The sequence below is a fragment of the Micromonospora sp. SD12 genome (assembly GCF_052068495.1).
GTDB lineage: Bacteria > Actinomycetota > Actinomycetes > Mycobacteriales > Micromonosporaceae > Micromonospora > Micromonospora echinofusca.
Genome location: NZ_JBQHDF010000012.1, coordinates 1 through 26,316, shown reverse-complemented (window position 1 = coordinate 26,316; position 26,316 = coordinate 1). Strand labels below are relative to the sequence as shown.

Below are 26,316 nucleotides of genomic sequence, written 5' to 3'. Positions count from 1 at the left end.
TCCTTTCAGCGCGAAGCGGAGACGGTCGGCCGGCCCGGGGCCGGTGACGGGAAGAACCGGCGGCGTGCCCACAGCGAGACGTAGACGAGGGCGACCAGGACCGGCACCTCGATCAGCGGCCCGACCACGCCCGCCAGGGCCTGCCCGGACGTGACGCCGAAGGTGCCGATCGCGACGGCGATGGCGAGCTCGAAGTTGTTGCCGGCGGCGGTGAAGGCCAGCGTCGTGGTGCGCGCGTAGCCGAGGCCGACCGCCCGGCCGAGGGCGTACGAGCCAGCCCACATCACCGCGAAGTAGACCAGCAGCGGCAGGGCGATACGGGCGACGTCCAGCGGTCGGTCGGCGATCGCCTCGCCCTGGAGGGCGAACAGGACGACGATGGTGAAGAGCAGCCCGTACAGCGCCGCGGGGCCGATCTTCGGCAGGAACCGGCGCTCGTACCAGTCGCGGCCCCGGGTCCGCTCGCCGAGGCGGCGGGTGAGGTAGCCGGCCGCCAGCGGGATGCCCAGGAAGATCAGCACGTTGCCGGCGATGTCCCAGCCCGACACGGCCAGTTCGGCGCCCTCCAGGCCCAGCCAGCCCGGCAGGACCGCGAGGTAGAACCAGCCGAGCACGCCGAACGCGAGCACCTGGAACACCGAGTTGAGCGCGACCAGCACCGCGGCGGCCTCCCGGTCGCCGCAGGCCAGGTCGTTCCAGATGATCACCATGGCGATACACCGGGCCAGGCCGACGATGATCAGGCCGGTGCGGTACTCCGGCTGGTCGGCCAGGAAGATCCAGGCCAGGGCGAACATCAGCGCCGGCCCGACGACCCAGTTCAGCACCAGCGAGGAGACCAGCAGCCGCCGGTCGCCGGTGACGGAGTCGAGCCGGTCGTAGCGGACCTTGGCCAGCACCGGGTACATCATGATCAGCAGGCCGAGGGCGATGGGCAGCGAGACGCCGCCGATCTGCACCGCGTCGAGCGCGCTGTCCAGGCCGGGCACCAGCCGGCCGAGCAGGAGGCCGGCCGCCATGGCGAGGCCGATCCAGACCGGCAGGAACCGGTCGAGGCGGGACAGGCGTCCGACCACGGCCGTCTCGGCCGGATCGTCGTGCGTGGTGGTGCTCACGGGGCTCCCGTTCGGGTCGTCGGTGGGGGCGTGTCAGCGGTCGGACCCGCCGCGTCGCCCCCGGTGGGACGCGGCGATGGTCCGTGCGGGCAGGTCACAGGCGGGTGGCCGGCACGCCGAGCTGGTCGAGCAGCCGGCGGACCCGCCGCTCGATCTCGTCGCGGACAGGCCGTACGCCGGCCAGGTCGAGGCCGGCGGGGTCGTCGAGCTCCCAGTTCTCGTAGCGGGTGCCGGGGAAGACGGGGCACGCGTCGCCGCAGCCCATGGTGACCACCACGTCGGCGGCGCGGACGACCTCGTCGGTCCAGGGTTTGGGGAATTCGTCGGCGATGTCGATGCCGCGTTCGGCCATCGCCGCCACGGCGGCGGGGTTGACCTCGGTGCTGGGCTCGCTGCCGCCCGACCAGGCCACGGCGGCGTCGCCGGCGAGGCGGGCGAAGAAGCCCAGCGCCATCTGCGAGCGACCGGCGTTGTGCGTGCAGAGGAAGAGGACCACCGGGCGGCCGTCGCGGTGGTGCCCCTCGACCCGGGCGAGCGCACGCAGGCGCTGTCGGGCGAAGCGCTCGGCCAGGAGGGGCAGGAAGTGGGGGACGCTGCCGAGAGTGGCGAACTGTTCGTAGCTGGCGTGCAGGAACCGCTCCACGGTCTCGGCGCCATAGCTGCCGTCGAACTCGGCGGCCAGCCGGGTCGCCGCGGTGCGCAGGGCGACCTGCTGGTCGACGGCGAGATTCGGGTGGGAACGGGTGTCGGTCATCGCGATGCTCCTGGGGTGACGGCGGGGGCGAGTCGCTCGACCCGGGCCTCGATCTCGGCGAATGCCGCCTCGAACGCCTCGTCTGTGTCGACGCGGACGGGGTCGGGCACCGACCAGTGCAGGCGGGGGCGGGCCGCACCGGTGAAGCCCTCGTGCGCGTTGTCGCAGACGGCGACGACCAGATCCTCGGCGCGTACGACGTCGTCGACGTGGGCGGTGCCGACCGGGTCGAGACGCAGCCCGTGGCGGCGGGCCACCGCCACGGCACGGGGGTGCACCCGGTGGGCCGGGCGGGTGCCCGCCGACGCGGCCGGGGCGTGCGTGCGCCGCGTCCAGAGGGCGGCGGCGAGCTGGGAGCGGGCCGAGTTGTGGGTGCAGACGAAGACCACCCGGCCCACGTCGGCCAGCGGCGGCGGGGTCAGCGTCGACAGCACTGTGGGTCGCAGCCGCAGGTAGGCGCGGCGCCGGTCACCCTCGGAGCGCGTGCGGGTGACCAGGCCGGCGTCGGTGAGCACCTTGACGTGGTGGGCCACCAGGTTGGTGGGCAGGTCGAGGGCGTGGGCGATCTCGCCGGGGGAGGAGTCACCCAGCAGCAGCGCGTCCACGATCGCCAGGCGCGCCGGGTCGCCGAGGGCGGCGTGGATCCGGGCGCGGGCGGTGAGGGAAGCATCAGCGTCCATTGACTCAATACTTGCTGAGTTATCGCGCCGGTGTCAAGCGAGGGTGGCGTGCTGCACCCGGACGCCCCGCCCACGGCGGGGCCGTTTGCCGGCACCGGGGGCGGGTAACCGCCGGGCCGGTGACGACAGGAGGCTGCCGTGCGGTTTCCCCTATTCGTCGACGCGGTGTCCCGCCGCGCGGGGCTGCCCACCGCGCAGTCCGCCACGATCGCCCGCGCCGTGTTGCAGACGATGGTGGAACGGATGAGCGGCGCTGCCGCCGGCCGCCTCCCCGACGACCTGGACGGCTATCTCGGCGAGCCCGGTCCCGGCGCGGCCCCGGCGGGCGCGGCCGGGCCGGCGGACTTCGTACGCCGGGTGGGGGAGCGGGCCGGGGTGGACGAGGCCACCGCCCGGGCCGGCACCGGCGCCGTCTTCGCCACCCTGCGGGAGGCGGTCACCGTCGACGAGTTCCGCGACATGGTGGCCCGGCTGCCCCGGGACTTCGACGGCATGACCCAACCGATCCCCCGACCGGACGCCTGACCAGCCACCCCGACACCCGCCCGGCACGCGGATCATCGCGGTCGGGCAGCGCGCCTTATGCTGCTTCCGACGTGACGGTATAGGCAGATCATGAGGCCCCCGGGGAGCATGGCGAGCGGCCCGATCGCAGTCCGCCCGTGCCCCCGCGGGGCGCCGCGCCCCGGGTCGGTCCGGCGCACCGCACCGGACGTCACCGTTCCGGCGACAGCGCCACCGGAACGGCCCCTTCGACGAAAGGCGCGCGGTGACCTGGTTCCTCTCCGCCGGCGACTGGCGCTCGGCGCCGGTCCAACTCTTCTGCCTGCCCTACGCGGGCGGGGGCGCCAGCGTCTTCCGGCGCTGGCAGGACGGGCTCGCCCCCGACGTCGAGGTGCTGCCGGTGCAACTGCCCGGCCGCGAGAACCGGATCAGCGAGAACCCCGTGTTCCGGGCCGCCGACGTCGCGTACGCCATCGCCGAGCGCATCCGCGGCCCGTACGCCATCTACGGCCACTCGATGGGGGGCCGGGTCGGCTTCGAGGTGGTCCGCGAACTGCGCCGCGCCGGACGTCCGCTGCCGCTGCGGCTCTACGTCGGCGGCGCCCGCGCCCCGCACGTCAGCGCCCCCAGCCACTTCGACGGGCTGTCCCGGGTGGCCGACGACGAGCTGCTGCGCCGCCTGGAGGCCGGCGGCGGACTGCCGGCCGGGCTGCTGGAGTACCCCGAGCTGGTCGAGCTGCTGCTGCCCCTGCTACGCGCCGACTTCGCGCAGGTCGACGACTACCGCTACACCCCCGAGGAGCCGCTGCCGATGCCGATCGTGGCGTTCGCCGGCCGCGACGACGACACCGTCAGCCGGGAGCACAGCGACGGATGGCGGGAGCACAGCGCCGCCGGCTTCACCCTGCGCGAGATCGACGGCGGGCACTTCTTCCTCAACGAGCGGCTGCCCGAGCTGCTCGCCGCGATCCGGGCGGACCTCGCCGCCGCCCACGCCGACATGCCCACCCGCCGCCTCGGGTGAGCCCCCCGCCACGGCCGTCGCCGTCAGGACCACGATCCCGCCGACGGGCGACGAGCCGTCAGGACCACCGTCCCGCCGACGTCGGCGACGTCGGCGGGCGACGACAGGAGCGAGAGCATGAGTGACCCGAGCGCCACGCTGCCGGTGGTCGTCGAGGACGACGGGCGCGAGCTGACCGAGCTGATCGCCGCCCGCCGCGCGGAGCTGCGCGCGAGCCTCGTGGCGCACGGCGCCCTGTTGTTCCGCGGGTTCGACGTGGGCGGCGTCGAGGGCTTCGACCGGGCGGTACGGGCGCTGTCGGGTGAGCCGCTGCCCTACACCGAGCGTTCGTCGCCCCGGCACGCCATCGCCGGGCGGGTCTACACCTCGACCGACTACCCGCCGGACGAGGAGATCTTCCTGCACAACGAGAACTCGTACCAGGCCCGCTGGCCGCTGACGTTGTTCTTCCACTGCCTCACCCCGCCGCACACGCGGGGCGCCACCCCGCTGGCCGACGTCCGCCGGGTCCACGACGAGATCGACCCGACCGTACGCGAGGAGTTCGTCCGCCGCCGCTGGATGCTGGTACGCAACTTCCACGGCGACTTCGGCACCCCGTGGCAGCACGTCTTCGGCACCGGGGACCGCGCCGAGGTCGAGGCGTACGCGGCGGCGAACCGCATCGAGGTGCAGTGGCAGGGCGCCGACGGGCTGCGTACCCGGGCGGTGCGCGACGTGGTGCACCACCGGCCCGGCTCGGACACCCCGCGCTGGTTCAACCACGCCACGTTCTTCCACGTGAGCACCCTGTCCAGGGACCTCCAGGAGGGGCTGCTGGCCATGTTCGGCACCGAGGGACTGCCGGCCAACACCTACTACGGCGACGGCGGCGAGATCCCCGCCGACGTCATGGAGCACCTGCGGTCCGCGTACCGGGCGGCGAGCGTCCGCTTCGACTACCAGCGCGACGACGTGCTCGTCGTGGACAACATGACCGCCGCGCACGGGCGGGAGCCGTTCACCGGCCCCCGCAGGATCGCCGTCGCGATGGCCGAGCCGCACACCCCCTGACGGCCGCCCGGCGCCCGCCTCAGGCGTCCTCGTAGCGGTCGGCGACGTCGGCCTCCGGCAGCTCCTCCGGATCGGCGACCCAGGCGGAGAAGACCGGCACCCCGTGCCACGGGCCGGGCGCCCCACCGCCGGCCCGGTCGTCGGTGGCGACCGCCACCACGGCGTACGGGTGGCCGAAGCGCAGCTCCGCGACCCGGGCCACCCCCTCCGGCGGCAGGCTGAGCGTCGCGGCGAACCCGGTGACGGCCGCCGCCTCGAAGCCGTACCGGCCGTAGCGGGCCATCGCCGCCTGGGCCGCCTCGAACTCCAGACCCGGCTCGTCCAGCAGCTCCCCGAACACCCGCGCGACGGCCGGGTAACCCAGGCCGGGCGCGCTCAGCCCGTGCCGGCTGCGGGCCGACCAGCAGGGCAGCACCGCCGTCGTCCGCTCCTCCCGGCCGTCCGGCGCGTTGGTGCGGGTCGGCTCCTCGCGCAGCGTCCACAGCGGGCCCTCGCCCAGCGGCACGTCGAACAGGGAACGTCGTGCCGGCAGGTGCCCCTCCGGCGTGTCGGCGGCGACCGCCGCAAGCTCGTGGGCCGCCGCGAGGACGTCGCCGGCCGGCACGTCGGGCGCCGCGACGACGGAGACCACCAGCAGCCCGGCCGCGCCGTCGGCGGTCCGCGCCGGCCGGGCGGGGGCGGCGTGCACGGCGACGGTGCCGGCCCTTGTGGTGTCGGCGATCCAGCAGCGGTGGCCGTACCGCGGGCTGCGCAGCGCCCGGCGCAGCGCGCCGGCCCAGGCGCTACCGGACCCGAGCGCGTCGGCCGGTGCCACCTCGAACGGGGTCGCCCACGAGACCCGGGTGGCCAGCGCGCTGGCCAGCACCAGCAGCACCTGCGGCGTGACCGTCAGCGGGAACGCCTCGACGAGCCCGAGCGTGTGCTCGCGGGCCCACGCGTCGAGCCCGGCCTGCTCCGGCAGCGCCCCGGTCGCGGTCGACGCGGGCAGGGTCCCCCGCCACCCGTCGAGCCCGGCGCTCGCGCGTCCCGACCGGTGCCAGAACGCGGTCGCCGAGGGCACCAGCGGATGCGGCGCCGCCAGCAGGGCGTGGGCGGCCGTGGCGGCGGTCCTGGCGTCGGTGCCGAGCGCCTCCTCCAGCGCCGCGCGGGTCGCACCGGTGGCGGCCGGCGCGGCGAGCGCCAGCAGCAGCCACGCGCCGAGCGGGGAGGCGACGTGGTGCCCGTCGCCGGTCACGGCGTGCAGGCGGTCGGCGTAACGGGCCAGGGGCGTACGGATGTCGGTCGTCACCGCCCCACTGTGCCCGCTCGACCGGCCGCCGTCACCACCACCGTCGCGAGCCGCCCCGGGTTTTGTCACAGCACTGTCATGAGACCGCAGGGTTTCCTCCACCATCGACGCCGAGAGTAATCGCCGGTCGTCGCCGGCGTCCCTGGCAGTCGGACTCCGGCCGGCTCCCCGAGCCGCCCGTGGACGTCGGCGCGCCCAGCGACACCTGTCCGAGTTCCCGGGCGCCCAGACGGGGCGCGGGACAACCCGAGATGCGGGCCGACCGGCGCGCGGCGCCGGCAACGCGCCCTGCGCGCCCGGACGCCCACGGAGGTCCACAGACCATGACCGTGTCCGCCACAGGCCCGGCAACCGACGACACCCCGCCGGACGGCGCACCCCCCGAACCGGGCCACCCCCGGCAGGGCATCGACCGGACGGTGCTGGGCGTCGCCGCCGTGGTGTCCGTCCTCTTCGTCGCATGGGGCATCGTCGCCACCGACAGCCTGGCCTCGGTCAGCGGCACCGCGCTCGACTGGGTGGTCCGCTCGTTCGGCTGGGTCTTCGTACTGGCCAGCACCGGCTTCGTGGTGCTCTCGATCTGGCTGGCGTGCAGCCGGTACGGCCGGATCAAGCTCGGCCGCGACGACGACAAGCCGGAGTTCTCCACCGTCTCGTGGGTCGCGATGATGTTCAGCGCCGGCATGGGCATCGGCCTGATGTTCTGGGGCGCCGCCGAGCCGCTGTCGCACCTGGCGACACCGCCGCGCGGCCTCAACGAACCGAACACCCCGCAGGCCGCCCGGGTGGCCATGGAGTACTCCCTGTTCCACTGGGCACTGCACCCGTGGGCGATCTACGCCGTCGTGGGCCTGTCGCTGGCGTACTTCACCTTCCGCAAGGGCCGGCGCGGTCTGATCAGCAGCGCCTTCTTCCCCCTCATCGGGGAGCGCGCCGGCCGTGGGCCCGGCCGGGCCATCGACGTCTTCGCGATCCTCGCGACGCTGTTCGGGTCGGCCGTCTCCCTCGGCCTCGGCGCCCTCCAGATCAACAGCGGTCTGACCAACCTCTGGGACGTGCCGAAGTCCACCCCGCTGGCGATCGGCATCATCGCGGCGCTCACCGTGGCGTTCGTGGTCTCCGCCGTCACGGGCGTCAAGCGGGGCATCCAGTTCCTGTCGAACACCAACATGGTGCTCGCGGTGGCGTTGATGTTCTTCCTGCTCGTGGTGGGCCCGACGGTCTTCGTCCTCAACACGCTCACCGCGTCGACGGGCGGCTACCTGGCCAACCTCGTTCCGATGAGCTTCCGCACCGGCGCCTTCGGTGGCGAGCAGTGGATGGCCGGCTGGACCATCTTCTACTGGGCCTGGTGGATCTCCTGGACCCCGTTCGTCGGGGCCTTCGTCGCCCGCATCTCCAAGGGCCGCACCATCCGTCAGTTCATCCTCGGCGTGGTGGCCGTCCCGAGCCTCGTCAGCATCGTCTGGTTCTCGGTGTTCGGCGGCACCGCCGTCGACCTGCAACTCGGCGGCACCGACCTGTCGGCCGCGGTGAAGGAGAGCCCGGAGGCGGCGCTCTTCGCGGTGCTGCGGGAGTTCCCGTTCTTCACCGTGACCGCGATCCTGGTCATGGTGCTGGTGGCGCTCTTCTTCGTCAGCGGCGCCGACGCCGCCTCGGTGGTGATGGGCACCCTCTCCTCGCGCGGCAACCTGGAGCCGAAGGCCTGGCTGGTCTCGATGTGGGGTGTCCTGACCGGCCTGGTGGCCGCGGTGCTGCTGCTCGCCGGTGGGCTGTCCGCCCTCCAGTCGCTGACGATCCTGGCCGCCCTGCCGTTCCTGTTCGTGATGGTCGGGATGGTGGTCGGGCTGCTCCGCGAGCTGCGGCGCGAACCGGACAGCGCCACGATGGCCCCGCAACTGCGCGCCCTCGTCTCGGCCACCGCACGACCGGCGCCCACGGACCCCGACGCTTCCTGACCGCCAGCGGGCGCGGGCCGTCCCGAACCGGGCCGGCCCGCGCCGCGCCGGGCCCGACCCCCGGCGGGTGGACGTACGATCGTGGGCGTCCGTACGGGCGGTGCCACGCGGGCTCCGCCGGGCCGAGCGAGGAGGCACGCCGTGACGCAGGCTCCGCCGGCCGCCGCGTCGGCGCCGCGCCTGATCGTGCTCAACGGCCCGCCCGGCTGCGGCAAGTCGACGTTGGCCCGCCGCTACGTCGAGGATCACCCGCTCGCGCTCGACCTCGACATCGACCGGATCCGTGACCTCGTCGGCCGGTGGCGTGACCATGCCGGTCCCGCCGGGCTGCTCGCCCGTAGCGTCGCCCTGGCGGCGGCCCGGGCGCACCTGGCCGGCCGCCACGACGTGATCGTCCCGCAGTTCCTCGGCCGCATCGAGTTCATCGAGCAGGCCGAGCGCGTCGCGCACGACACCGGCGCGGACTTCCACGAGATCGTGCTGCTCGACGACAAGCAGAACGCGCTGCGGCGCTTCGCCGAGCGCAGCCGTACCTCCAGCGACCCGGCGCATCTCGACGCCCAGCGCCTGCTCGACCGCCACGGCGGGGCCACGGAGCTGGCGGGCATGTACGACCGGCTGCTCACGGTCGTGGCCGCCCGGCCCGGCACGCGGGTGGTGCGCAGCGAGCACGGCAGGGAGGACGAGGCCTACCGGGACCTCCTCGCCTGCCTCGCCTAGGACGCGGGGCCTCGTCGGGTCGGCGGTGGACGTGTCGGGGCCGCCTCCCGCTCCGACGGCTCCGGGCGCTCCACGCGGGTGGGGTCGCCACGGACGAGTTCGTCGTGGATGCGCCAGCGCGCGGCGACGACGGCGCGCCCCGCGGCCTCGTCGCCGCGCGCGATGCGCTGCCGCAGCAGCTGGAGGGCGAGGCGGCGGTTCAGGCTGAACTGCCGTTCCGTGTCGACCACGACCACGAGGCCCGAGGGCCGGTGGGTCGCGCGCACCGCCGTGCTGGCCTTGTTCCGGTGCTGGCCGCCCGGCCCGCCGGTGCGGCAGGCCACGATGTCGACGTCCGCCTCCGCGAACGTCGTGACCGGGCTGTCGAGCCGGCACGGTCGGGCGACGACGTACCAGTTCTTCCGGCCGGTGCCCGCCCGGTAGGGGCTGGGGGCCTGCCAGCACAGGGTGCCGGTCCACGAGGCGGTGAACGCCTGGACGTCGCCCCCGTCGATCCGGATCAGGGCCGACCGGAAGGTGCCGGGCCGGTCGCCGGGCACCGTCTCGACCCGGTGGGTCGTCAGGCCCCGCCGGGCGGCGTCGGCCTCCAGGCGGCGCAGCAGCCGGGCCAGCGCCCAGGCACACTCCTGCGGGCCGCGCCCGGCGGACATCAGCAGGTGCGTGCTCACGGCCGGCCCCGCCTGCGGCGGCCGTCCCGACGGTCCGGCCGGGCGGCGGAGCCGACGTCCGGCGTCTTGTAGGTGACCAGGGGGACGGTGGTGGCCACCGGGGTGGCCAGGCCGTGCTCGACGAGGTCGTCGACCACGCGTTCGATGCGCTTGTAGGCCGTGGGCGCCTCCTCGAAGAGCAACTGGCGGTCGCCACACACCACCAGCGAACCCACGGGGGTGCGGCGCAGTTCCTCGACGGTGTGCTTGGCCCGGCTGCGCCGCAGGGCGTCCGCGCGGGACATCTTGCGACCCGCGCCGTGCGCCACCGAGTGGTTGGCCTCCGGGCCGGCATGGGCGGCCACCAGGTAGGAGGGGGTGCCCCGGGTGCCGGCGACGAGCACGTCGCGGCCGTCGCCCGGGGCGGCACCCTTGCGGTGCAGGTAGAGCCCGTCGCGGACCTCCACCAGGTTGTGGCACTGGTCGACGACGGGCGCGGTGGGCTCGGCCCCCAGGGCGTGGGCGACCCGGGCGGCCAGCAGCCGCCGGTTGAGCGAGCCCCACCGTACGGCGTCGTCGTGCGCCGCCAGGTAGGCCGCCGGGTCAGGGGCGGGGCCCGCGCCGTGGGTCTCGGTGTGCGCCCGCAGGATGCGCTCGCCCAGCCCCCGGGAACCGGAGTGCACGACGAGCACGAGGTCGCCGGCGTCGAGCCCGAGGCGGCCCGCGTGGCCCGGCTCGAAGACCGTCCCGACGCGCGCCAGCTCGACGAAGTGGTTGCCCCGGCCGACCGTGGCGAGTCCTTCGGTGTGCCCGGCGGGGATATCGCCGTGCAGGACGGCCCAGGCGGGGTCGTCGGCGTCCCGCTCGGGGTCGAGCGGGCGGTCGAGGTCGGGGAAGCGGGCGGCGAGCCGCTCCGGCACGGCACGCTTGAGCCTGACCGGGAACACGGCGATGCCGCAGCCGATGTCGGAGCCCACCAGGAACGGGTACAGCACGGTCGAGGCCATGGCGGCGCCGATGGGGGCGCCCTTGCCCGGGTGCAGGTCCGGCATGGCGGCGACGTGGACCATGCCGTCGAGGGCGGCCACCTGCTGGCACTGCGCCAGGGCGTCGGACTCGATCCAGCTCGTGGGGGAGGCGAACACGGCGACGGTGGCCGGGGTGGACTGCGGCAGGAACTGGTGCTGAGACAAGGACGCTCGCTTCTCGCGGAAACGGGAATGGACGGACGGCACCACGACACCGGTCGGTGCCGCGCGCCTCGGCGATGGGGATGCTGCCCGTCAGAACGTCATGACCGACACGATTCCGGAGCCGACCGTCCGCGGCAACCGACTTTCCGCCGCACCGGCGACCTGTGCGACGCCCTGCCAGCAGCCCCTGGTCGTCGCGACGGCGTGCGGCGGTCAGGGGGCGGGCAGGGCGCCGAGGCGGTGCAGCAGCTGCCGGCCCAGCGGCAGGCGCTTGTCGGCGTCGCCGTCCGCGCGGACGTCCACGTTCAGCGCGAAGCAGTACAGCCGGTCGCCGCGCTCGACCCAGCCGACCCACCATCCCGTGCCCGGGTCGGTGGCGTCCGTCCAGCCGGTCTTGCCGTACAGGGCGTACCCGCCGGTGCGCTCCAGGCGCAGGATGTCCCGGACGGTGGCCTGGTGCCCCCGGTCGGCCGGCAGCTCGCCCCGGGCCAGCCGGGCCAGCCACCGTGCCTGCTCGTCGGCCGAGATCTCCAGCGGCCCGCTCAACCAGAACCGGTCCACGGCCGGCCCGACCTCGCCGTTGCCGTAGCCGAGCCGGTGCAGCCACTCCCGTTCCCGGTCCGGGCCGATGCGGCGGGCCAGCTCCTGGAACACCGGCACGTTGGAGACCCGGACCGCGTCGCGCAGCCCCATGTCCCGCTCCCAGGCGGCGACGCGCTGCGGCCCGCCGCCGTACGGGACCTTCTCCCGATCGTCGCGCACCACGCCGGTCTCCAGCGCGATCAGGCTGTGCGCGATCTTGAACGTCGAGGCGGGGACGAAGCGCCGCTCGGCCCGCTCCCGGTCGACCATGACCACGCGTCCGGCCGTCACGTCGTACATCACGAAGGTGCCCCGGAGGCCGGCCTGCCGGAACAGGCCCGCCAGGTCGTCGCGGACCTCGACCGCCGGCGCGGTCGGCGTGGGGGACGGACCCGTGGCGGCGGTGGCGGACGCGGCGTCGGCCGGCGGCGGCTGCGAACGCCCGCTGCCGGTGCAGCCGGTCACGCCGGCCAGCAGGAGCAGGGCGACGGCCGCGGCACCCGCGACCCGTCGCCGGGGCCGGGCGCCCGGGCCGCCCGCCGTCGGCGGCGCGGCCAGGCTCCCCGCCCGTGTCTCGAAGACCACCCGCCACCGCCTCCGTCCGTGCCGGCACCGACACCCCAGTGAAGCACGTGCCAGGGCGCTACGGCGCCGCCCGACCGCCCCGCGCCGCCGGTCGGCTCACGGCCTCGCCGGGGCGTCCGGTTCCGACACCCGCAGGTGCCGGTCCAGGTTCGCGACCAGCTCGTCCGCGCCGGCGGGAACGACGTCGTCGGCCCAGCTCCGCAGCGCCCGCAGGAACCCGGCCAGGTCCGCCCGGACGCCGTCGACGAGCCCCGTCAGCTCATCGAGGTCAGCGTCCACCCAGGAACCGCCCTCCTCGTCCGCCCACACCCGGACCGTGCCGTCGGGGCGCTGCTCCACCCAGGGGTCGGGGTCGTGGCCCAGGTTCGGTGAGCGGCCGGCCGGGATCTCGTACCACTCGCGCCAGTCCTCCAGGCCACTGCAGCAGCCCGGGTCGATCCGCGCCCCCGTCGTTGGGTCGGTGAGGCGCAGACCGCCGGGCACCACCAGGGAGCCGGGCTCCGGGTCGGCCGCCACCACCGGCAGCACGGCGGTCAGCGGGTCGTCGTCCCCGGGCCACACCGTGCGGTCGTCGAGGTGGTTGTACGCCGCGATCCGGGCCACGGCGGCGCCCACCTCGGCGGCGGTCAGGGCCTCGGAGAGCGCCAGCCACGGCCCGACGTCGGCCACCGGCCAGAGCGGGAAGTCGTCGAGGCGACCCACCTCGAGCACCGGCTGGAGCCGTGGCGCGTGGCGGGTGGAGGCGGACCGGGACCCGACGGCGCGCCCGCCGGGGGTACGGGGTCCGGTCACGGTGCGGACGCGCCGATCACGGCGGCCACCTCGGGCGGCAGCGGGTACGGGCGCTCCGGCGGCAGCAGCGCCTCGGCGGCGGTGTCGTCGCCCGCGTCGAGCGCCGCACGCACCGCGTGGGCGGTCGGGGTCACGTCGGTGAGACCGACGAGCCACTCGTCGACGTAGCGCCGCACCGCCTCGCCGCCGAGCCCGACCTGGAGGGACCGGTGCGGCAGCGGGGCCAGGCGCAGCGACCGTTCCGGGTCCCACTGCACCCGCACGGGGCAGGCCCGCAACCGCCCCGACCAGGTCTCCCGGTCGGGGTACAGGTCGCGGTCGAAGCTGCTCGGGCACGAGTTGGCCAGCGCCCACTCGAAGCCGGCGCGGGTGATCTCGACGGCCAGCACCCGCTCCTGCCCGGGCTTCGCGCCCCATCCGCAGCGGTACATCATCCAGCGGAACGACGGCTTGATCCACGTCATCCGTTCCCGCTTGAACGGCGGCACGAAGCGGCCGGCGGCCAGCGCCGGACCCGCGATCTCCGGCGGGTACGCCTGGTACACGGTGACGGTGTCGGCGGTGTGACGGGCACGGACCTGGTGCGGGGGAACCGGCATGGCGCCGATCCTGACGGCTCGCCCCGGGCCCGGTCCACCGGATTGTCCCCACCGGGCCGCCGGTCCCGGTGGGGGATAGGCTGCCGGTCGTGGCAGGACTTCTCAGGAGTGTGGCGGCCCGCATCGGCGGGGTCATCCCGTCGCCGCGTCGGCCCCGGCCGGGCCCGGCGCAGGTCGCCCGTCCCCGCCAGGTCGCCGCGTTGCAGCGCCGGCAACTGGCGTACGCCCCGGAGCGCGACGGGCACGCCGATCCGGGGGAGATCGTCTGGACCTGGGTGCCGTACGAGGACGACCCGCGGCAGGGCAAGGACCGCCCGGTGCTGGTGGTGGGCCGGCACAGCCGGACGCTGTTCGGGCTGATGCTGTCCAGCCAGAGCGAGCGTGACGGGCAGCGGCACTGGCTCGCGCTCGGTCCGGGCGAGTGGGACCGGGACAACCGGCCGAGCTGGGTGCGGCTGGACCGCGTACTGACCATGCGGGAGGACGGCATCCGCCGCGAGGGCGCGGTGCTGGACCGGGCCCGGTTCGACCGGGTGGGGCAGGCCCTGCGGGCCGGCTACGGCTGGCGCTGAACGTCAGGCCGGCTCGCGGCTCGGGCCGACCGCGGCGTCGTGGGCGTCCGGCGGCGGGTACGGCTGCGCGGCCAGGAGTCGGGCCAGGTGCGCGCTGTTGAGCGCCAGCGCCTTCGTGGTGCGTCCCGTGGTGTCGGGCTTGGGGCGGGCGTCGATGTAGTCCACCTTGTGCAGCGCCTCGCCGACCCAGTAGGTGGCGCCCGCCGCGGGGCAGGTGAAGCCGACCTCGTTGAGGGCCTGCTGCACCTCGCCGATGGTGTGGTGCGCGCCGTCCTCGTTGCCGACGACCGCGACCCCGGCGACCTTGCCGTAGGTGAGCAGCCGGCCCTCGGCGTCGGTCTCGGACAGCTCGGCGTCGAGCCGCTCGAGGACCATCTTGCACACCGCGGACGGCTGGCCGAGCCAGATCGGCGTGGCGATGACGAGGATCCGCGCGGCCATCAGCTTGGACCGGATGGCCGGCCAGCCGTCGCCGTCGCCCTCGTCGGTGGAGACCCCGAACCGCACGTCGTGGTCGACGACCCGGACCAGGTCGCCCGCCACCCCCTGCTCGGCGAGGGCGTCGAGCACCTCGCGCCCGAGCACCTCGGCGCTCGACGGGGCGGGGGACCGCTTGAGGGTGCAGTTCAGGACCAGGGCCCGGATGCTCGCCACGGTGGTTCCCCTTCCGGCCGGTGCGGCGCTGACCCCGCCGGCATACCCGCCGGCCGTCGCGGGACACGTGGAAACGCCTCGCGCCCGGTCGGCGGTCCGTCGGGGCGGGCCGGCCCGCTCAGCACTCCGCGAGGTGGGCGGTGTCGACGAGTTGGCGGGGCGGGCGGGCCACCCCGAGGCTCTTGGCCCGGTACATCGCGGCGTCGGCCCGGTCGAGCGCCTCGGTGAGCTGCGCCGGCCCGGTGACGGGGGCGAGCCCGACGGAGGCGGTCACCCGGACGCTGAGCCCGCCCAGCGGGATCGGGGCGGCGAGGCTGTCGCAGAGCCGCCGGGTGGCGTGCTCGATCCACCGCCGGTCGATCGTGGGGCTGGTGAGCAGCCCGGCGAACTCGTCGCCGCCGAGCCGGGCGACCAGGTTGTCCCCGGCGAAGGCGGCGAGCCGCTGGGCGACGCTGACCAGCACCTGGTCGCCGGCGGCGTGCCCGTAGCGGTCGTTGATCTGCTTGAAGTCGTCGAGGTCGAGCACGACGGCGATCAGCGGCTGGCCGGCCGCGTCGGTGAGCAGGGTGGCGGCCAGGCGGTAGAAGGCGCGGCGGTTGGGCAGGCCGGTCAGCGGGTCGTGGCTGGCGGCGTGCCGCTCGGCGGCAAGCTCGGCCTGGAGGTGCCTGATCTCGGCCTCGGCCTCGATCGCGCGGCGCCGCAGCTGCCAGGAGGTGACGAGTGCCCCGGCGGCACAGATGCCGGACGCGATGGTCAACGGATCCGGCACGAGACCTCCCATCACCACGATGACTCCCGGCCCCGGCACGCGGCGGTCCACGCCCGCGCCAGGTCCTCTCCGCCCTGGTGGCGGCCCAGGTTCGGTAACTCTCAGTGAACGGATGGGTACCGTTCACGTGCGTTATCATGCTCGCTGTCCGATGCAGATGCAATAGCAGATGCACGTGCAGGAAGCCCATCGTCGATGCCGTGCGCCCCTCACCGAGCCGCTGCGGCCGGCGTCGCGGGGCTCGCGAGAGAAAGACGCCCATGCAACAGCCTCCGAACGGCGTTCCCACCACCCAGCTGCCCCCGCTGCGCTGGCAGAAGAGTCGCCGGAGCAACCCCAGCGGCAACTGCGTCGAGCTGGCCGAACTGCCGGGCGGCGCCGGCATCGCCATGCGCAACTCCCGGCACCCCGAGGGGCCGGCGCTGATCTACACGGTCGACGAGATCGCCGCCTTCGTGCTCGGCGCCCGCGACGGCGACTTCGACGATCTGATCGCCTGACCGCGTCCCGTCGGCGGGGCGGATTGTCCGCACCGAGGAAGTTCACCTCACTCACGGTTCATGGCATGCTTACACGTCGGCCGCGCGAGGGCACCTGGCCGACCTGAACCGGCGTGTGGAGGTCGGCTGTGGCGATGGGTCCCGCCGAGGGCGGTCCGGGGACCGGCCCGACCGTGCTGCGCATGTTGCTCGGTGCCCAGTTGCGCCGGCTGCGCGAGTCCAGCGGGGTGACCCGGGAGGGCGCCGGCTGGGAGATCCGCGCGTCCGAGTCGAAGATCAGCCGGATGGAGCTGGGCCGGGTCGGCTTCAAGGAGCGCGACGTCGCGGACCTGCTCACCCTCTACGGCGTCACCGCGTCCGAGGAACGGGAGGCGCTGCTCAAGCTCGCCCGCGACGCCAACAGCCCGGGCTGGTGGCACCGCTACGGCGACGTGCTGCCGAGCTGGTTCCAGTCGTACCTGGGGCTGGAGGCGGCCGCGGTGCTCATCCGCAGCTACGAGGTCCAGTTCGTCCCGGGCCTGCTCCAGACCCGAGAGTACGCCCGCGCGGTGGTGCTGCTCGGGCACGGGCGGGCCGCGCCGGCGGAGATCGAGCGCCGGGTCGCCCTGCGCATGCAGCGCCAGCGGTTGCTGCACCGCGAGCGCCCGCCGCAGCTGTGGGCGGTGGTGGACGAGGCCGCCCTGCGCCGGCCGATCGGCGGCCCCCGGGTGATGCGTGACCAGGTGGCGGCGTTGATCGAGGCGACCAAGTCGCCGAACATCCGGCTCCAGGTCATCCCGTTCGCCGCCGGGGGGCACGCCGCCGCCGGTGGGGCCTTCACCATCCTGCGCTTCGGCGACCAGGAACTGCCCGACGTCGTCTACATCGAACAGCTCACCAGCGCGCTCTACCTCGACAAGCGCGACGACCTCGACTACTACGCGGTGGCGATGGAGCGACTCTGCGTGGAGGCGGAGCCGCCGGAGCGTACGCCCGAGATCCTCGGCGGGATCCTGGACGACCTCTATCCGGGGTGAGCACGGCCGGGCGTCGTCCGGTCGGGGCTGCGGCTACCATGGTCGCCGACCGGCGACAGTGGACGGACGCCCCCGCTCGCGGGGCGCAGAGTCGTGGAGGCTGCCTTGACCACCGATGCCCCGGGCACGACGTCCGGCCCCGCCAGCCCCAGCGACCGCATCGACACCTCGGTGGCCCACCCCGCGCGCCGGTACAACTACTGGCTCGGCGGCAAGGACAACTTCCAGGCCGACCGGGACTCCGGCGACATGGTGGCGGCGTCCTTCCCGACGATCCGCACCGCCGCCCTGGAGAACCGGCGTTTCCTCCAGCGGGCGGTGCGGCACCTCGCCCGGGAGGCGGGCATCCGCCAGTTCCTCGACATCGGCACCGGCATCCCGACCGCCGACAACACCCACGAGGTCGCCCAGGCCGTCGCCCCCGAGTCGCGGGTGGTCTACGTCGACAACGACCCGATCGTGCTCGCGCACGCCCGGGCGCTGCTGACCAGCTCGCCCGAGGGCGCCACCGCCTACATCGACGCCGACCTGCGCGACCCGGAGCGCATCCTGCGCCACCCGGACCTGCTGCGCACCATCGACCCGTCCCGGCCGGTGGCCCTGATGCTGGTCGCGATCCTGCACTTCGTGGGCGACGACGACGACCCGTACGCCGTGGTCACGCGGCTGCTCGACGCGCTGCCGCCGGGCAGCTTCCTGGCGGCCTCGCACGCCACCCACGACTACCTGCCGCCGCAGGTGGCGCAGGAGGCGAAGGAGGCGGCCCGGGGCGACGGGCCGCACGGCCTGATCAACCTGCGCACCCGGGCCGAGTTCACCCGCTTCTTCGCAGGGCTGGAGCTGGTGGAGCCCGGCATCACCTCCGTCGCCGAGTGGCGTGCCGAGGACGCCCCGCAGCCGCGGCCGACGGCGGCCGAGGTCAGCATGTACGCAGGGGTGGCCCGCAAGCCCTGACCCGCGCCCGCGTCGGGGACGACCGGCGCTGGTGGCGTCGTGCGTGCGCTGCACCTCGTCGTTCAGCTCGGCCGGCGGACGGGCACCGCGCTGGTGGTCGCCCCCGCCGGCAGGGCAGACTGAAGGGCTATGTCGCCGTTCTCGCCCGCCCTGCGGTTGCACGACCGCTACGTCCTGCGCGAGCGCATCGGTCTCGGCGGAATGTCCGAGGTGTGGCGCGCCGACGACGAGGTGCTGCACCGCCCCGTCGCGGTCAAGGCCCTCACCCGTCAGTTCGCCACCGACCCGCAGCTGCGGGCCACCATCCAGCGCGAGGCCCGCGCCGCCGCGCGGCTCACCCACCCGCACGTCACCCAGGTGTACGACTACGGCGAGGCGACCCTCGACGGCGGCATGGTCGTGCCGTACCTGGTGATGGAGCTGGTGCAGGGGCACAACCTCGCCGACCGGCTCGCCTCCGGCCCGCTGCCCTGGTCGGAGGCGGTACGGATGGCCGCCCAGGTCGCCGGCGCGCTCGCCGCCGCCCACCGCATCGGCGTTGTGCACCGCGACGTCAAGCCCGGCAACGTCATGCTCACCGAGACCGGCGCCAAGGTGCTCGACTTCGGCATCGCCGCGCTCGCCGGTCCGCACCATCCGCGCGCCGGTCAGACCGGCGAGCTGCTGATGGGCACCCCCGCCTACTTCGCCCCGGAGCGGATGCGGCCCGGGCCGCCGAACCCGGCCAGCGACGTCTACGCCCTGGGGGCGCTGCTCTACCGCACCCTCACCGGCCGGGCCCCGCTGCCCGTGCAGACCTGGGAGGACGCGCTGGAGGTGCACGCCGGGCACCGGCCGGTGCCGCCCCCGCGGGCGCCGGGGCTGCCGGCCGACGTCGCCGAGCTGACCCTGGCCTGCCTCGCCACCGACCCGACGCGCCGGCCGAGCGCCGCTGAGCTTTCCGCCCGTCTGGGCGCGTCGACGTCGGCCAACCCGCCGACGGCTGTCCTGCCGCCCCTGCCCGGGAGCCCCGCGCACCCGCCGACCCTGGTCGACCGCGCGCTGCCGGGGCCCGACCGCGCGCTGCCGGGGCCGGCGTCCGGGCGCGCGGGGGTGCCGTACCCCGCCCCGGCCGGCGGGCACCAAGCCGTGGCCGCCCGTACCGGCCGGGGTGTCCCGGCCACCGACGCGCGGGCGACACGGAACAGGCCCGTCACCGCGCTGGTCGCCGTCGGCGTGGCGCTGCTCGTCGGGCTCGTCGGGGCGATCGTGCTCCCCGACGGCGCGAGCCCACCACCGGCGGCGGCCCCCACCACCGGCACGCCGGGCGGCGAGCCGACGTCGGCCAGACCGACGCGACCGCCGGCCACGACCGCCGCCCCGCCGCCGGCGACCGCGCGACCCGACCCGGTCGGCCTGCCGCAGTTCATCGCGGAGTTCGCCGCGGTGCTCGCCTGGGCGCAGGCACGCGGCGAGATCGACCGCAAGACGGTCGAGGGGCTGCGGGACAAGCTCGCCGACCTGAGCCGGGGCAAGCAGAAGGACCGGGCCAAGCGGGTCGAACAGCTGCGGGAGCGCCTCGCCGAGGCCGCCGAGGAGGGGCAGATCCCGCCGGACACGGCGGCGCGACTCGACGCCCTGCTCGACCGGGTCGACACGGGGCCGCGGAACGACGACGAGGACGACGACTGAGCCTGCTCAGGCGACCTCGACCGTCGAGCCCTGCACCACCCGACCGCTTCGGACCACCTGCGCGTACGCCCCCACGCACGGCTGTGGGCCCAGCTGCGGCAGCGGCGCCACCCGGTTGAGCCGGGCCGGTACGCGCAGCGCCTCGCCCTGCCGGGGGAGCGGCCCGTGCGCCAGGGTCGGCACCGCGCACCGTGGGGTCGGGGCGAGCACCCGCAGCACCAGCTCCGGGCCGATCCGCAGCTCGCGGCCGACCCAGTCGTTCTCGGCGAAGCCGTCCACGTCGACGTCGAGCACGAGGTTGGGCCGGTAGCGGACCGCCTCGACGGTGCCGGCCGGAAGCTCGGCGGCCACCCGGGCCAGCGTGGCCGTGGTGACCAGGTGCACCGGGGCGAAGTCGAAGAAGGTGCCCGGCGCCGCCGCCCCGAGCGGACTGGCGTCGACCGGGACCTCGGCGGTGAGGCCGGCGGCCAGCACCGCGTCCGGGTCGGCCCGGTCCAGCACCGCCCCGGCGGGGGGCCGGTCGATCAGCGTGACCGGGGCGTCGAGCACCCGCGACAGCACGTCGTCGACGTCGGGGTCGACGCTGGACACGGCCCGCCCGTCGGGCAGCGTGATGCGTACGGGCCCGGGTGCGGCGCCGGTCGCGTGGAGCGCGAGCAGGCCACGCCAGAGCCGGGGGTGTTTCGCGCTGGCCACCCGCCCGGTGCCCCGGTGTCGCAGGGCCAGCCGCCGGTCGCCCGCCACGCCCGCCGGGCCGACGTCGGCGGCGGGCAGCCGCTCGCCCAGCATCGACTTCACCGGATAGCGCCACAGCTGCGCCAGCCGGCCGGTCACCGCGCCGACCGGGGCCGCGTCGGCGATCGTGGTGCGCGTCGTCACGGGGTCACCCTAGTGCGGTTGCCGCCACCGGATCGCCCCGGCGCGGCGTGACGGTCCCCGGACCGGATCCGACCCCTGGGACCGGTCCGGGGCGGGCGGGCACCGCGGCCGGGGGCGTCGCCCGGCGCTACCGGGCCAGCAGGGCGCGCAGGGCGGCGACGACCTCGGTGGGCGCCTCCTCGGCCATGAAGTGCCCGCAGGTGACCGTCCGGTGTTCCAGGTCGGGTGCCCAGGCCCGCCACAGCGCGGCCGCGTCGTAGCCGAGGGCGGCACCCCAGTCCTGTTGCAGCACGCTCACCGGCATCCGCAGCGTCGCGCCGGCGGCCCGGTCGGCGCGGTCGTGCGCGACGTCGATCCCGGCGGAGGCCCGGTAGTCGGCGACGATGGAAGGCACCGCCTCCCGGGACGCCCGCAGGTACGCCGCCCGCACCTGGGCGGGGATGGCGTCCGGGTCGCGGGTCCAGGCGTCGAGGAAGTGGCCGAAGAAGGCGTCCGCGCTCGCCCCGATCAGCCGCTCGGGCAGACCCGGGGGCTGGGCCATCAGGTAGAGGTGGAAGCCGACGGCGGCGGAGACGCCGCGCATGACGTCCCACATGTCGAGGGTGGGCAGCACGTCCAGCGCGGCCAGGTGGGTGACCGTCCCGGGGTGGTCCAGGCCGGCGCGGACGGCGACCAGGGCGCCGCGGTCGTGCCCGGCGAGGGCGAACCGCTCGTGGCCCAGCGCCCGGGCGAGCGCGACCACGTCCGCGGCCATGGTCCGCTTCGAGTACGCGGTCCCGTCCGTGTCGGCCGGCTTGTCGCTGTCGCCGTAGCCGCGCAGGTCGGGGCAGATCACGGTGTGGTCGGCGGCGAGATCGGCGGCGACGTGCCGCCACATGAGGTGGGTCTGCGGGAAGCCGTGCAGCAGCACGACCGCGCTGCCGGAACCGGCGACGGCCGCGCTGAGCGTCACGCCGTCGGCGACGGTGACGCGTCGGTGCTCGAATCCGCTGATCGTCGGGTGCATGGTGGGCCTTCCTGTGGTGCCGCCCTCGCGGCGGGTGCGGTGGTCCGGGGACCACGTCGTCCGGCACCGAGCGTGCCCGGGGGCGATCAGCGACCGGTCAGCGACGGATGAGTGCCGCGCGGTGCCGGCCCCGGGCACCCGGCCGGCGGGGCCTGCCTAGATTGGTGCCATGACCAGGCACCCGGCGGCGGACGCGGTGGCCTTCGGCGTGCTGGGACCGGTGCGCGCGGTGCGCGACGCCGGACCTGTCGCGCTGAAGGGCCCCCGCCACCGCGCCGTGCTGGCCCGCCTGCTCGTCGCCCGGGGCCGGGTCGTACCGGTCGAGCGGCTCGTCGGGGACCTGTGGGAGAGGCCCTCGGACGGCGCGGTGGGGGCGATCCGCACGTTCGTCGCCGACCTGCGCCGCGCCCTGGAACCGGACCGGGCGGCCCGGCAACCCGCCCGCCTGCTGGTGACCGCCCCGCCCGGCTACGCGCTGCGCGCGGCCCCGGACGCCGTGGACGCCTGGCGGTTCGAGGCAGCGGCCGGCGAGGCCGGCGAACTGCTGACGGCCGGCGACGCCGTACCCGCGCTGCGTCGCCTCGACGAGGCACTGGGCCTGTGGCGCGGTCCGGCGTACGCGGAGTTCGCGGACCAGCCCTGGGCCCGCGCGGAGATCGACCGGCTCGACGAGTTGCGGATGCTGGTCCTCGAGCGGCGGGCGGAGGCGCTGCTGGCGCTCGACCGGGCCGCCGAGGCCGCCGCCGGACTACGGGCCCACACGGCCGGCCACCCGCTGCGGGAGGACGCCTGGCGGCTGCTGGCCACCGCCCTGTACCGGTCGGGCCGCCAGGGCGAGGCGCTTGCCGCGCTGCGGCAGGCGCGCGACACCCTGCTCACGGAACTCGGCGTCGACCCGGGCCCGCGGCTGCGCCGGCTGGAGGCGGACATCCTCGCCCAGGCGCCGGAACTGATCCCGCCTGTGGTGCCCGCGCCCGTGGTGAGCGCCGGGGCGGCGACGCCCGTGGTGGGCGCCGGGGCGGCCGCGCCCGTGGTGGGTGCCGGAGCGGCCGCGCCCATGCCGGCCGGCGCGGCGGTCCCGCCTGACGAGCGCCCGTTCGTCGGGCGGGACGGGGAGCTGATTGCCCTGCGGCAGGCCGCCGCCCACGTCGCCGGGCACGGCAGCCTCGCGCTCGCCCTCGTCTCGGGCGAGCCGGGCGCGGGCAAGACCGCGCTCGCCGACGCCCTCGCCCGGGACCTGGCCGCCGCCGGCTGGACGACCGCGTGGGGCCGCAGCCCGGAGTACGACGGCGCCCCGGTCGCCTGGCCCTGGGCCCGGATCACCGCCGCGCTCACCGCGTCCGCCCCCGGTGCCGCACAGCCGGGGCCCGCCGCGGCGGGCCCGGGGGTGGACGCGGCGGGCCGAGCGGCGGACGAGGCGGACCCGGAGGTGGACGCGGCGGGCTCTGGGGTGGACGCGGTGGACCCGGCGGTGGCCCGGTTCCGGCTCCGTCGCGCCGCCGCCTCGCTGGTCTCGGCGGCCGCCGGGCGGGGACCGGTGCTGCTCGTCGTCGACGACCTGCACCGCGCCGACGCCGACACCCTGGACCTGCTGACCGCCCTGGTCGGCGAGCCGGAGCCGGTGACCGGTCCGGTGCTGATCGTCGGCACGTACCGCACCGCCGAGATCACCCCCGAGTTGACCGCCGCGCTGGCCCGCTTCGCCCGCGTCGAACCGGTCCGGGTGCACCTGGGCGGCCTGGCCGAGCCCGCGACCGGGGACCTGGCCCGGGCGGTCGCCCGGCAGGAGCTGGAGCCGTCCGCGGTGCGCCTGATCCACCGCCGCAGCGGCGGGAACCCGTTCTTCGTACGGGAGTTGGCGCGGCTGCTCGCCACCGGGGGCGGCGCGGCCCTGCACGAGGTGCCGACGGGCGTACGCGACGTCATCCGCCACCGGCTGACCCGGCTGCCGGACGAGGTCCGTACGCTGCTGCGGCAGGCCGCCGTGCTCGGCCGGGACGTCGACCCGGACCTGCTGGCCGCCCTCGCCGGCGACACCCCGTCTGTCCTCGACGGTCTCGATCTCGCCCTGGCCGCGGGATTCCTCACCGAGTACGGCGCCGACGGGCGGCTGCGGTTCACCCACATCCTGGTGCGCGACACCCTCTACGGCGACCTGTCCGCGCCGCGCCGGGCCCGCTGGCACGCCGCGGCCGGCGAGGCGGTCGAGCGGCTGGACCCGCACGACGTCACCGCCCTCGCCCACCACTTCGCCCTCGCGGCGACCCGCGCCACCGCACCCCGCGCCGCACGCTACGCCCGGGCGGCCGCCGGGCGCGCCGAACGCCGCTTCCAGCCGCACGAGGCGGCCCGGCTGTGGCGTCAGGCGCTGTCCGCCCACGACCGGGCCGGCGACGGCGACGTACGGGGGCGGCTGGACGCCGTCATGGGGCTGGGCCGCGCGCTCGCCGTCACCGGCCACCTCGACGAGGCGCGGCGACTGCGCTCCACGGCCCTCGCCACCGCCGTCGAACTCGACGACGCCACCCTGACCGGCGATGTCCTCGCCGCCTTCGACGTCCCGGCCGTCTGGACCCGCAACGACGACGAACGCCTCTCCCGCCAGGTCGCCCGGGCCGCCGAGCGGGCGCTGGCCGCGCTCGGCGACGGCGATCCGCAACGCCGCAGCCGGCTGCTGAGCACCCTCGCCCTCGAACTGCGCGGCACCACCACCGACCACGGTCACCGGGCCGCGTGCGAGGCGGAGGCGATCGCCCGACGGCTGTCGCATCCGGCGCTGCTCGCCCACGCGCTCAACGCCCGCCTCCTGCACACGTTCGGCCGGGCCGGCCTCGCCGGCGAGCGCGCCCGCATCGGCGCCGAACTGGTCGAGCTGGCCGGTCGGCACGGGCTGGTGAGCTTCGAGGTACTCGGCCACCTCGTCCTTCTCCAGGCACGCTGCGCGCTGGCCGACCTCGGGGCCGCGGACGCGCACGCCCGCGCCGCCGAACGCCTCGCGCAGCGCTACGACCTGCCGCTGGTCGGCGTCTTCACCAGCTGGTACGCCGCCCTGCGACTGGCGATCGCCGGGCAGCCGGACGAGGCGGAGGCCGCCTACCGGGCGGCGCAGGCCCGGCTCACCGGCGGCGGGATGCCCGGCATGGAGCAGGGGCTGCTCGCGTTGGCGCTGCTGTGCCTGCGGCCGACCGCGCCGCAGCCGGAGGGGACCGCCGGGGGCGCGGCTGACTTCGGGCCGTACGAACCCTGGGCGCGCCCCCTGGTCCTGCTCGCCGCCGGTCGGCGCGGCGAGGCCGCCGCCGCGCTGCGCGCCGTTCCGGACTCGCCGCACGACCTGCTGCGCGAGGCCCGGCTCTGCCTCGCTGCCCGCGCCGCCCTCGCCCTCGACGACCACGACACGATGCGGCAGGCGTACGCCGCGCTCGTCCCGGCCGCCGACGAGCTGGCCGGCGCCGGCAGCGGCGTGCTGACCCTCGGCCCGGTGGCCCGGCACCTCGCGGACCTCGCCGCCGCGATGGGGCGCGCCGACGAGGCCGCCGCGCACCGCCGGACAGCCCGTGCGGTCGCCGCCCGGGCCGCCCGCTAGGCGCCTCCCGGCCTTCCGCGCCCGCCGCCACGGGCCGCCCGCCGCCCGGGAGGGCCGGCCCCGTGGCGGACTCTCAGGAACGGTTCGTAGCGTGGGGGCCATGATTCGTACCGCGCACGCCCTGCTCGCCTCCGGCACCGACACCGCGGAGGCCGCGCCACCCGAGGACGGACTGATCGGCTTCGTCATCGGTCTGGTCGAGCGGCTCGGCGGTCCCGGCGCGGGTCTGGCCGTGGCCCTGGAGAACCTCTTCCCGCCGATCCCCAGCGAGGTGATCCTCCCGCTGGCCGGATTCGTCGCGGGTCAGGGCCGGATGAGCGTGGTCAGCGCGATCTTCTGGACCACCCTCGGCTCGCTGCTCGGGGCACTGGCCCTCTACTGGATCGGCGCCGTGCTCGGCCGGGAACGGGTCCGGGCGATCGCGCAGCGGCTGCCGCTGGTCAAGCTCAGCGACGTGGACCGCACCGAGGAGTGGTTCCTGCGGCACGGGGTGAAGGCCGTCTTCTTCGGCCGGATGATTCCGATCTTCCGTAGCCTGATCTCCATCCCGGCCGGCGTGGAGCGGATGCCGGTGTGGACGTTCGCGGTCTACACGACGCTCGGCAGCCTGATCTGGAACACGACCTTCGTGATGGCCGGCTATCTGCTCGGCGACAACTGGCACCTGGTCGAGGGCTACGCCGGCGTGCTGCAGAAGGTGGTCATCGTGGCCTGCGTGGCGGCCGCCGGCTGGTTCGTGGTCTCCCGGATCATCCGGGCCCGGCGCGGCACGGCGCCCGTCGACCCCGCCGCGCCCGTCGACTCCGCCCCGCCCGTCGGCCTTGCCCCGCCCGTCGAGCCCGCTCCGCTGCCGTACGCGCCGGACCCGACGGGGCGGGGCACGATCTACCGCAGCGTCTACTCCGACGCGCAGGCCCCGGACCGCGACCTGTCCCGCTGAGCCTCAGGCGCGTGCCGGACCGTGTCTGGGTCCCGTGAGATCTTGGTAGGAAAGTGCCCCTCCAGGGGCGCGAAACTACCAAGATCTCCACCGGTCACGATCACGCCCATCTGCGTCGCGTGTCCGGTTTCGGTGGTGGCGTGCGGGGAGTGCGGCTGGCTGTGCTGGGCGGGTCCGGGGGTGGGCGGGGTGTTCGGTTTGGGGGTGTGGTCGGGGGCATCGTGGGGGCGGAATCGTGGCGGGGGTGGGGTGGTTACATGATGCGTACGACCGAGTAG

Annotated in this window: 25 protein-coding genes; 12 read left to right on the top strand and 13 right to left on the bottom strand. The window is 75.6% G+C overall.

What is annotated here, in order from left to right; all coding sequences use genetic code 11:
* Positions 1–5: 5 nt before the first annotated feature.
* The 3 genes from arsB to ACTMS2_RS21225 all read right to left on the bottom strand — a co-directional run bounded on the left by arsB (position 6) and on the right by ACTMS2_RS21225 (position 2,549).
* Entirely contained in the window at positions 6–1,115 is a 1,110-nt protein-coding gene (arsB, locus tag ACTMS2_RS21235) for an ACR3 family arsenite efflux transporter (RefSeq protein WP_441176955.1), read from the bottom strand.
* A gap of 94 nt (positions 1,116–1,209) precedes the next feature.
* Positions 1,210–1,869, bottom strand: coding sequence for an arsenate reductase ArsC (locus ACTMS2_RS21230; protein ID WP_441176954.1), 660 nt, complete (start codon positions 1,867–1,869; stop codon positions 1,210–1,212).
* The gene (locus ACTMS2_RS21225) at positions 1,866–2,549 is read right to left on the bottom strand and encodes an arsenate reductase/protein-tyrosine-phosphatase family protein (RefSeq protein WP_441176953.1); all 684 of its coding nucleotides are present in this window, start codon (positions 2,547–2,549) and stop codon (positions 1,866–1,868) included. Before ACTMS2_RS21225 ends, ACTMS2_RS21230 begins: the two co-directional genes overlap by 4 nt.
* Before the next feature lie 138 nt (positions 2,550–2,687).
* Here ACTMS2_RS21225 and ACTMS2_RS21220 point away from each other — a divergent pair, with 138 nt between their 5' ends.
* From ACTMS2_RS21220 to ACTMS2_RS21210, 3 genes are all read left to right on the top strand, one after another.
* Positions 2,688–3,074, top strand: a complete 387-nt coding sequence (locus tag ACTMS2_RS21220; RefSeq protein ID WP_441176952.1) for a DUF2267 domain-containing protein — start codon at positions 2,688–2,690, stop codon at positions 3,072–3,074.
* 244 nt (positions 3,075–3,318) lie between these two features.
* Entirely contained in the window at positions 3,319–4,077 is a 759-nt protein-coding gene (locus tag ACTMS2_RS21215) for a thioesterase II family protein (protein WP_441176951.1), read from the top strand.
* Between the two features lie 117 nt (positions 4,078–4,194).
* Positions 4,195–5,130, top strand: coding sequence for a TauD/TfdA family dioxygenase (locus ACTMS2_RS21210; RefSeq protein WP_441176950.1), 936 nt, complete (start codon positions 4,195–4,197; stop codon positions 5,128–5,130).
* A 19-nt stretch (positions 5,131–5,149) separates the two neighbouring features.
* Here ACTMS2_RS21210 and ACTMS2_RS21205 read toward each other — a convergent pair whose 3' ends face one another.
* Positions 5,150–6,418, bottom strand: a complete 1,269-nt coding sequence (locus ACTMS2_RS21205) for a hypothetical protein (RefSeq protein ID WP_441176949.1) — start codon at positions 6,416–6,418, stop codon at positions 5,150–5,152.
* A gap of 323 nt (positions 6,419–6,741) precedes the next feature.
* Here ACTMS2_RS21205 and ACTMS2_RS21200 point away from each other — a divergent pair, with 323 nt between their 5' ends.
* Complete coding sequence (locus ACTMS2_RS21200) at positions 6,742–8,376, top strand: BCCT family transporter (protein ID WP_441176948.1); 1,635 nt, start codon at positions 6,742–6,744, stop codon at positions 8,374–8,376.
* A gap of 141 nt (positions 8,377–8,517) precedes the next feature.
* Entirely contained in the window at positions 8,518–9,096 is a 579-nt protein-coding gene (locus ACTMS2_RS21195; RefSeq protein ID WP_441176947.1) for an AAA family ATPase, read from the top strand.
* Here the strand turns inward: ACTMS2_RS21195 and prfH are convergent.
* The 5 genes from prfH to ACTMS2_RS21170 all read right to left on the bottom strand — a co-directional run bounded on the left by prfH (position 9,093) and on the right by ACTMS2_RS21170 (position 13,494).
* Positions 9,093–9,764 carry a peptide chain release factor H gene (gene prfH, locus ACTMS2_RS21190; protein WP_441176946.1) on the bottom strand — a complete coding sequence of 224 codons (672 nt, stop codon included), beginning with the start codon at positions 9,762–9,764 and terminating at the stop codon, positions 9,093–9,095. The genes ACTMS2_RS21195 and prfH overlap by 4 nt on opposite strands.
* Positions 9,761–10,936 carry an RNA ligase RtcB family protein gene (locus ACTMS2_RS21185; RefSeq protein ID WP_441176945.1) on the bottom strand — a complete coding sequence of 392 codons (1,176 nt, stop codon included), beginning with the start codon at positions 10,934–10,936 and terminating at the stop codon, positions 9,761–9,763. The genes prfH and ACTMS2_RS21185 overlap by 4 nt, the downstream gene beginning before the upstream one ends.
* Positions 10,937–11,149: 213 nt before the next feature.
* Positions 11,150–11,983 (bottom strand): class D beta-lactamase, encoded by an 834-nt coding sequence (blaOXA, locus tag ACTMS2_RS21180; RefSeq protein WP_441177000.1) that lies wholly within the window; start codon positions 11,981–11,983, stop codon positions 11,150–11,152.
* Positions 11,984–12,199: 216 nt separating this feature from the next.
* Positions 12,200–12,895 carry a hypothetical protein gene (locus tag ACTMS2_RS21175; RefSeq protein ID WP_441176944.1) on the bottom strand — a complete coding sequence of 232 codons (696 nt, stop codon included), beginning with the start codon at positions 12,893–12,895 and terminating at the stop codon, positions 12,200–12,202.
* Complete coding sequence (locus ACTMS2_RS21170; RefSeq protein WP_441176943.1) at positions 12,892–13,494, bottom strand: DUF4291 domain-containing protein; 603 nt, start codon at positions 13,492–13,494, stop codon at positions 12,892–12,894. The genes ACTMS2_RS21175 and ACTMS2_RS21170 overlap by 4 nt, the downstream gene beginning before the upstream one ends.
* Positions 13,495–13,583: 89 nt before the next feature.
* Between ACTMS2_RS21170 and ACTMS2_RS21165 the strand changes: the two genes are divergently transcribed.
* A complete protein-coding gene (locus tag ACTMS2_RS21165) occupies positions 13,584–14,066 on the top strand; it encodes a type II toxin-antitoxin system PemK/MazF family toxin (protein WP_089000721.1) in 483 nt (160 codons plus the stop codon).
* Between the two features lie 3 nt (positions 14,067–14,069).
* On the opposite strand, the gene ACTMS2_RS21160 is transcribed toward ACTMS2_RS21165, so the two are convergent.
* The gene (locus ACTMS2_RS21160; RefSeq protein WP_441176942.1) at positions 14,070–14,720 is read right to left on the bottom strand and encodes a flavodoxin family protein; all 651 of its coding nucleotides are present in this window, start codon (positions 14,718–14,720) and stop codon (positions 14,070–14,072) included.
* Between the two features lie 118 nt (positions 14,721–14,838).
* Positions 14,839–15,489 (bottom strand): GGDEF domain-containing protein, encoded by a 651-nt coding sequence (locus tag ACTMS2_RS21155; protein WP_089003535.1) that lies wholly within the window; start codon positions 15,487–15,489, stop codon positions 14,839–14,841.
* Positions 15,490–15,749: 260 nt separating this feature from the next.
* Here ACTMS2_RS21155 and ACTMS2_RS21150 point away from each other — a divergent pair, with 260 nt between their 5' ends.
* The 4 genes from ACTMS2_RS21150 to ACTMS2_RS21135 all read left to right on the top strand — a co-directional run bounded on the left by ACTMS2_RS21150 (position 15,750) and on the right by ACTMS2_RS21135 (position 19,630).
* Positions 15,750–15,989 carry a DUF397 domain-containing protein gene (locus tag ACTMS2_RS21150; RefSeq protein ID WP_089000719.1) on the top strand — a complete coding sequence of 80 codons (240 nt, stop codon included), beginning with the start codon at positions 15,750–15,752 and terminating at the stop codon, positions 15,987–15,989.
* A gap of 128 nt (positions 15,990–16,117) precedes the next feature.
* On the top strand, positions 16,118–17,005 hold the full coding sequence (locus tag ACTMS2_RS21145; protein WP_101409482.1) for a helix-turn-helix domain-containing protein: 888 nt from the start codon (positions 16,118–16,120) through the stop codon (positions 17,003–17,005).
* Between the two features lie 105 nt (positions 17,006–17,110).
* Positions 17,111–17,959 (top strand): SAM-dependent methyltransferase, encoded by an 849-nt coding sequence (locus ACTMS2_RS21140; RefSeq protein WP_089000717.1) that lies wholly within the window; start codon positions 17,111–17,113, stop codon positions 17,957–17,959.
* A 129-nt stretch (positions 17,960–18,088) separates the two neighbouring features.
* Positions 18,089–19,630, top strand: coding sequence for a protein kinase domain-containing protein (locus ACTMS2_RS21135; RefSeq protein WP_441176941.1), 1,542 nt, complete (start codon positions 18,089–18,091; stop codon positions 19,628–19,630).
* A gap of 6 nt (positions 19,631–19,636) precedes the next feature.
* On the opposite strand, the gene ACTMS2_RS21130 is transcribed toward ACTMS2_RS21135, so the two are convergent.
* Together ACTMS2_RS21130 and ACTMS2_RS21125 are read right to left on the bottom strand one after the other, a co-directional pair.
* Positions 19,637–20,509, bottom strand: a complete 873-nt coding sequence (locus ACTMS2_RS21130) for an MOSC domain-containing protein (RefSeq protein ID WP_441176940.1) — start codon at positions 20,507–20,509, stop codon at positions 19,637–19,639.
* Positions 20,510–20,636: 127 nt separating this feature from the next.
* Positions 20,637–21,515 (bottom strand): alpha/beta fold hydrolase, encoded by an 879-nt coding sequence (locus tag ACTMS2_RS21125; RefSeq protein ID WP_441176939.1) that lies wholly within the window; start codon positions 21,513–21,515, stop codon positions 20,637–20,639.
* A gap of 169 nt (positions 21,516–21,684) precedes the next feature.
* Between ACTMS2_RS21125 and ACTMS2_RS21120 the strand changes: the two genes are divergently transcribed.
* Both ACTMS2_RS21120 and ACTMS2_RS21115 read left to right on the top strand, forming a co-directional pair.
* Positions 21,685–25,098 carry a BTAD domain-containing putative transcriptional regulator gene (locus ACTMS2_RS21120; protein ID WP_441176938.1) on the top strand — a complete coding sequence of 1,138 codons (3,414 nt, stop codon included), beginning with the start codon at positions 21,685–21,687 and terminating at the stop codon, positions 25,096–25,098.
* 100 nt (positions 25,099–25,198) lie between these two features.
* Complete coding sequence (locus tag ACTMS2_RS21115; protein WP_441176937.1) at positions 25,199–26,038, top strand: DedA family protein; 840 nt, start codon at positions 25,199–25,201, stop codon at positions 26,036–26,038.
* The last annotated feature ends 278 nt before the right edge of the window (positions 26,039–26,316 follow it).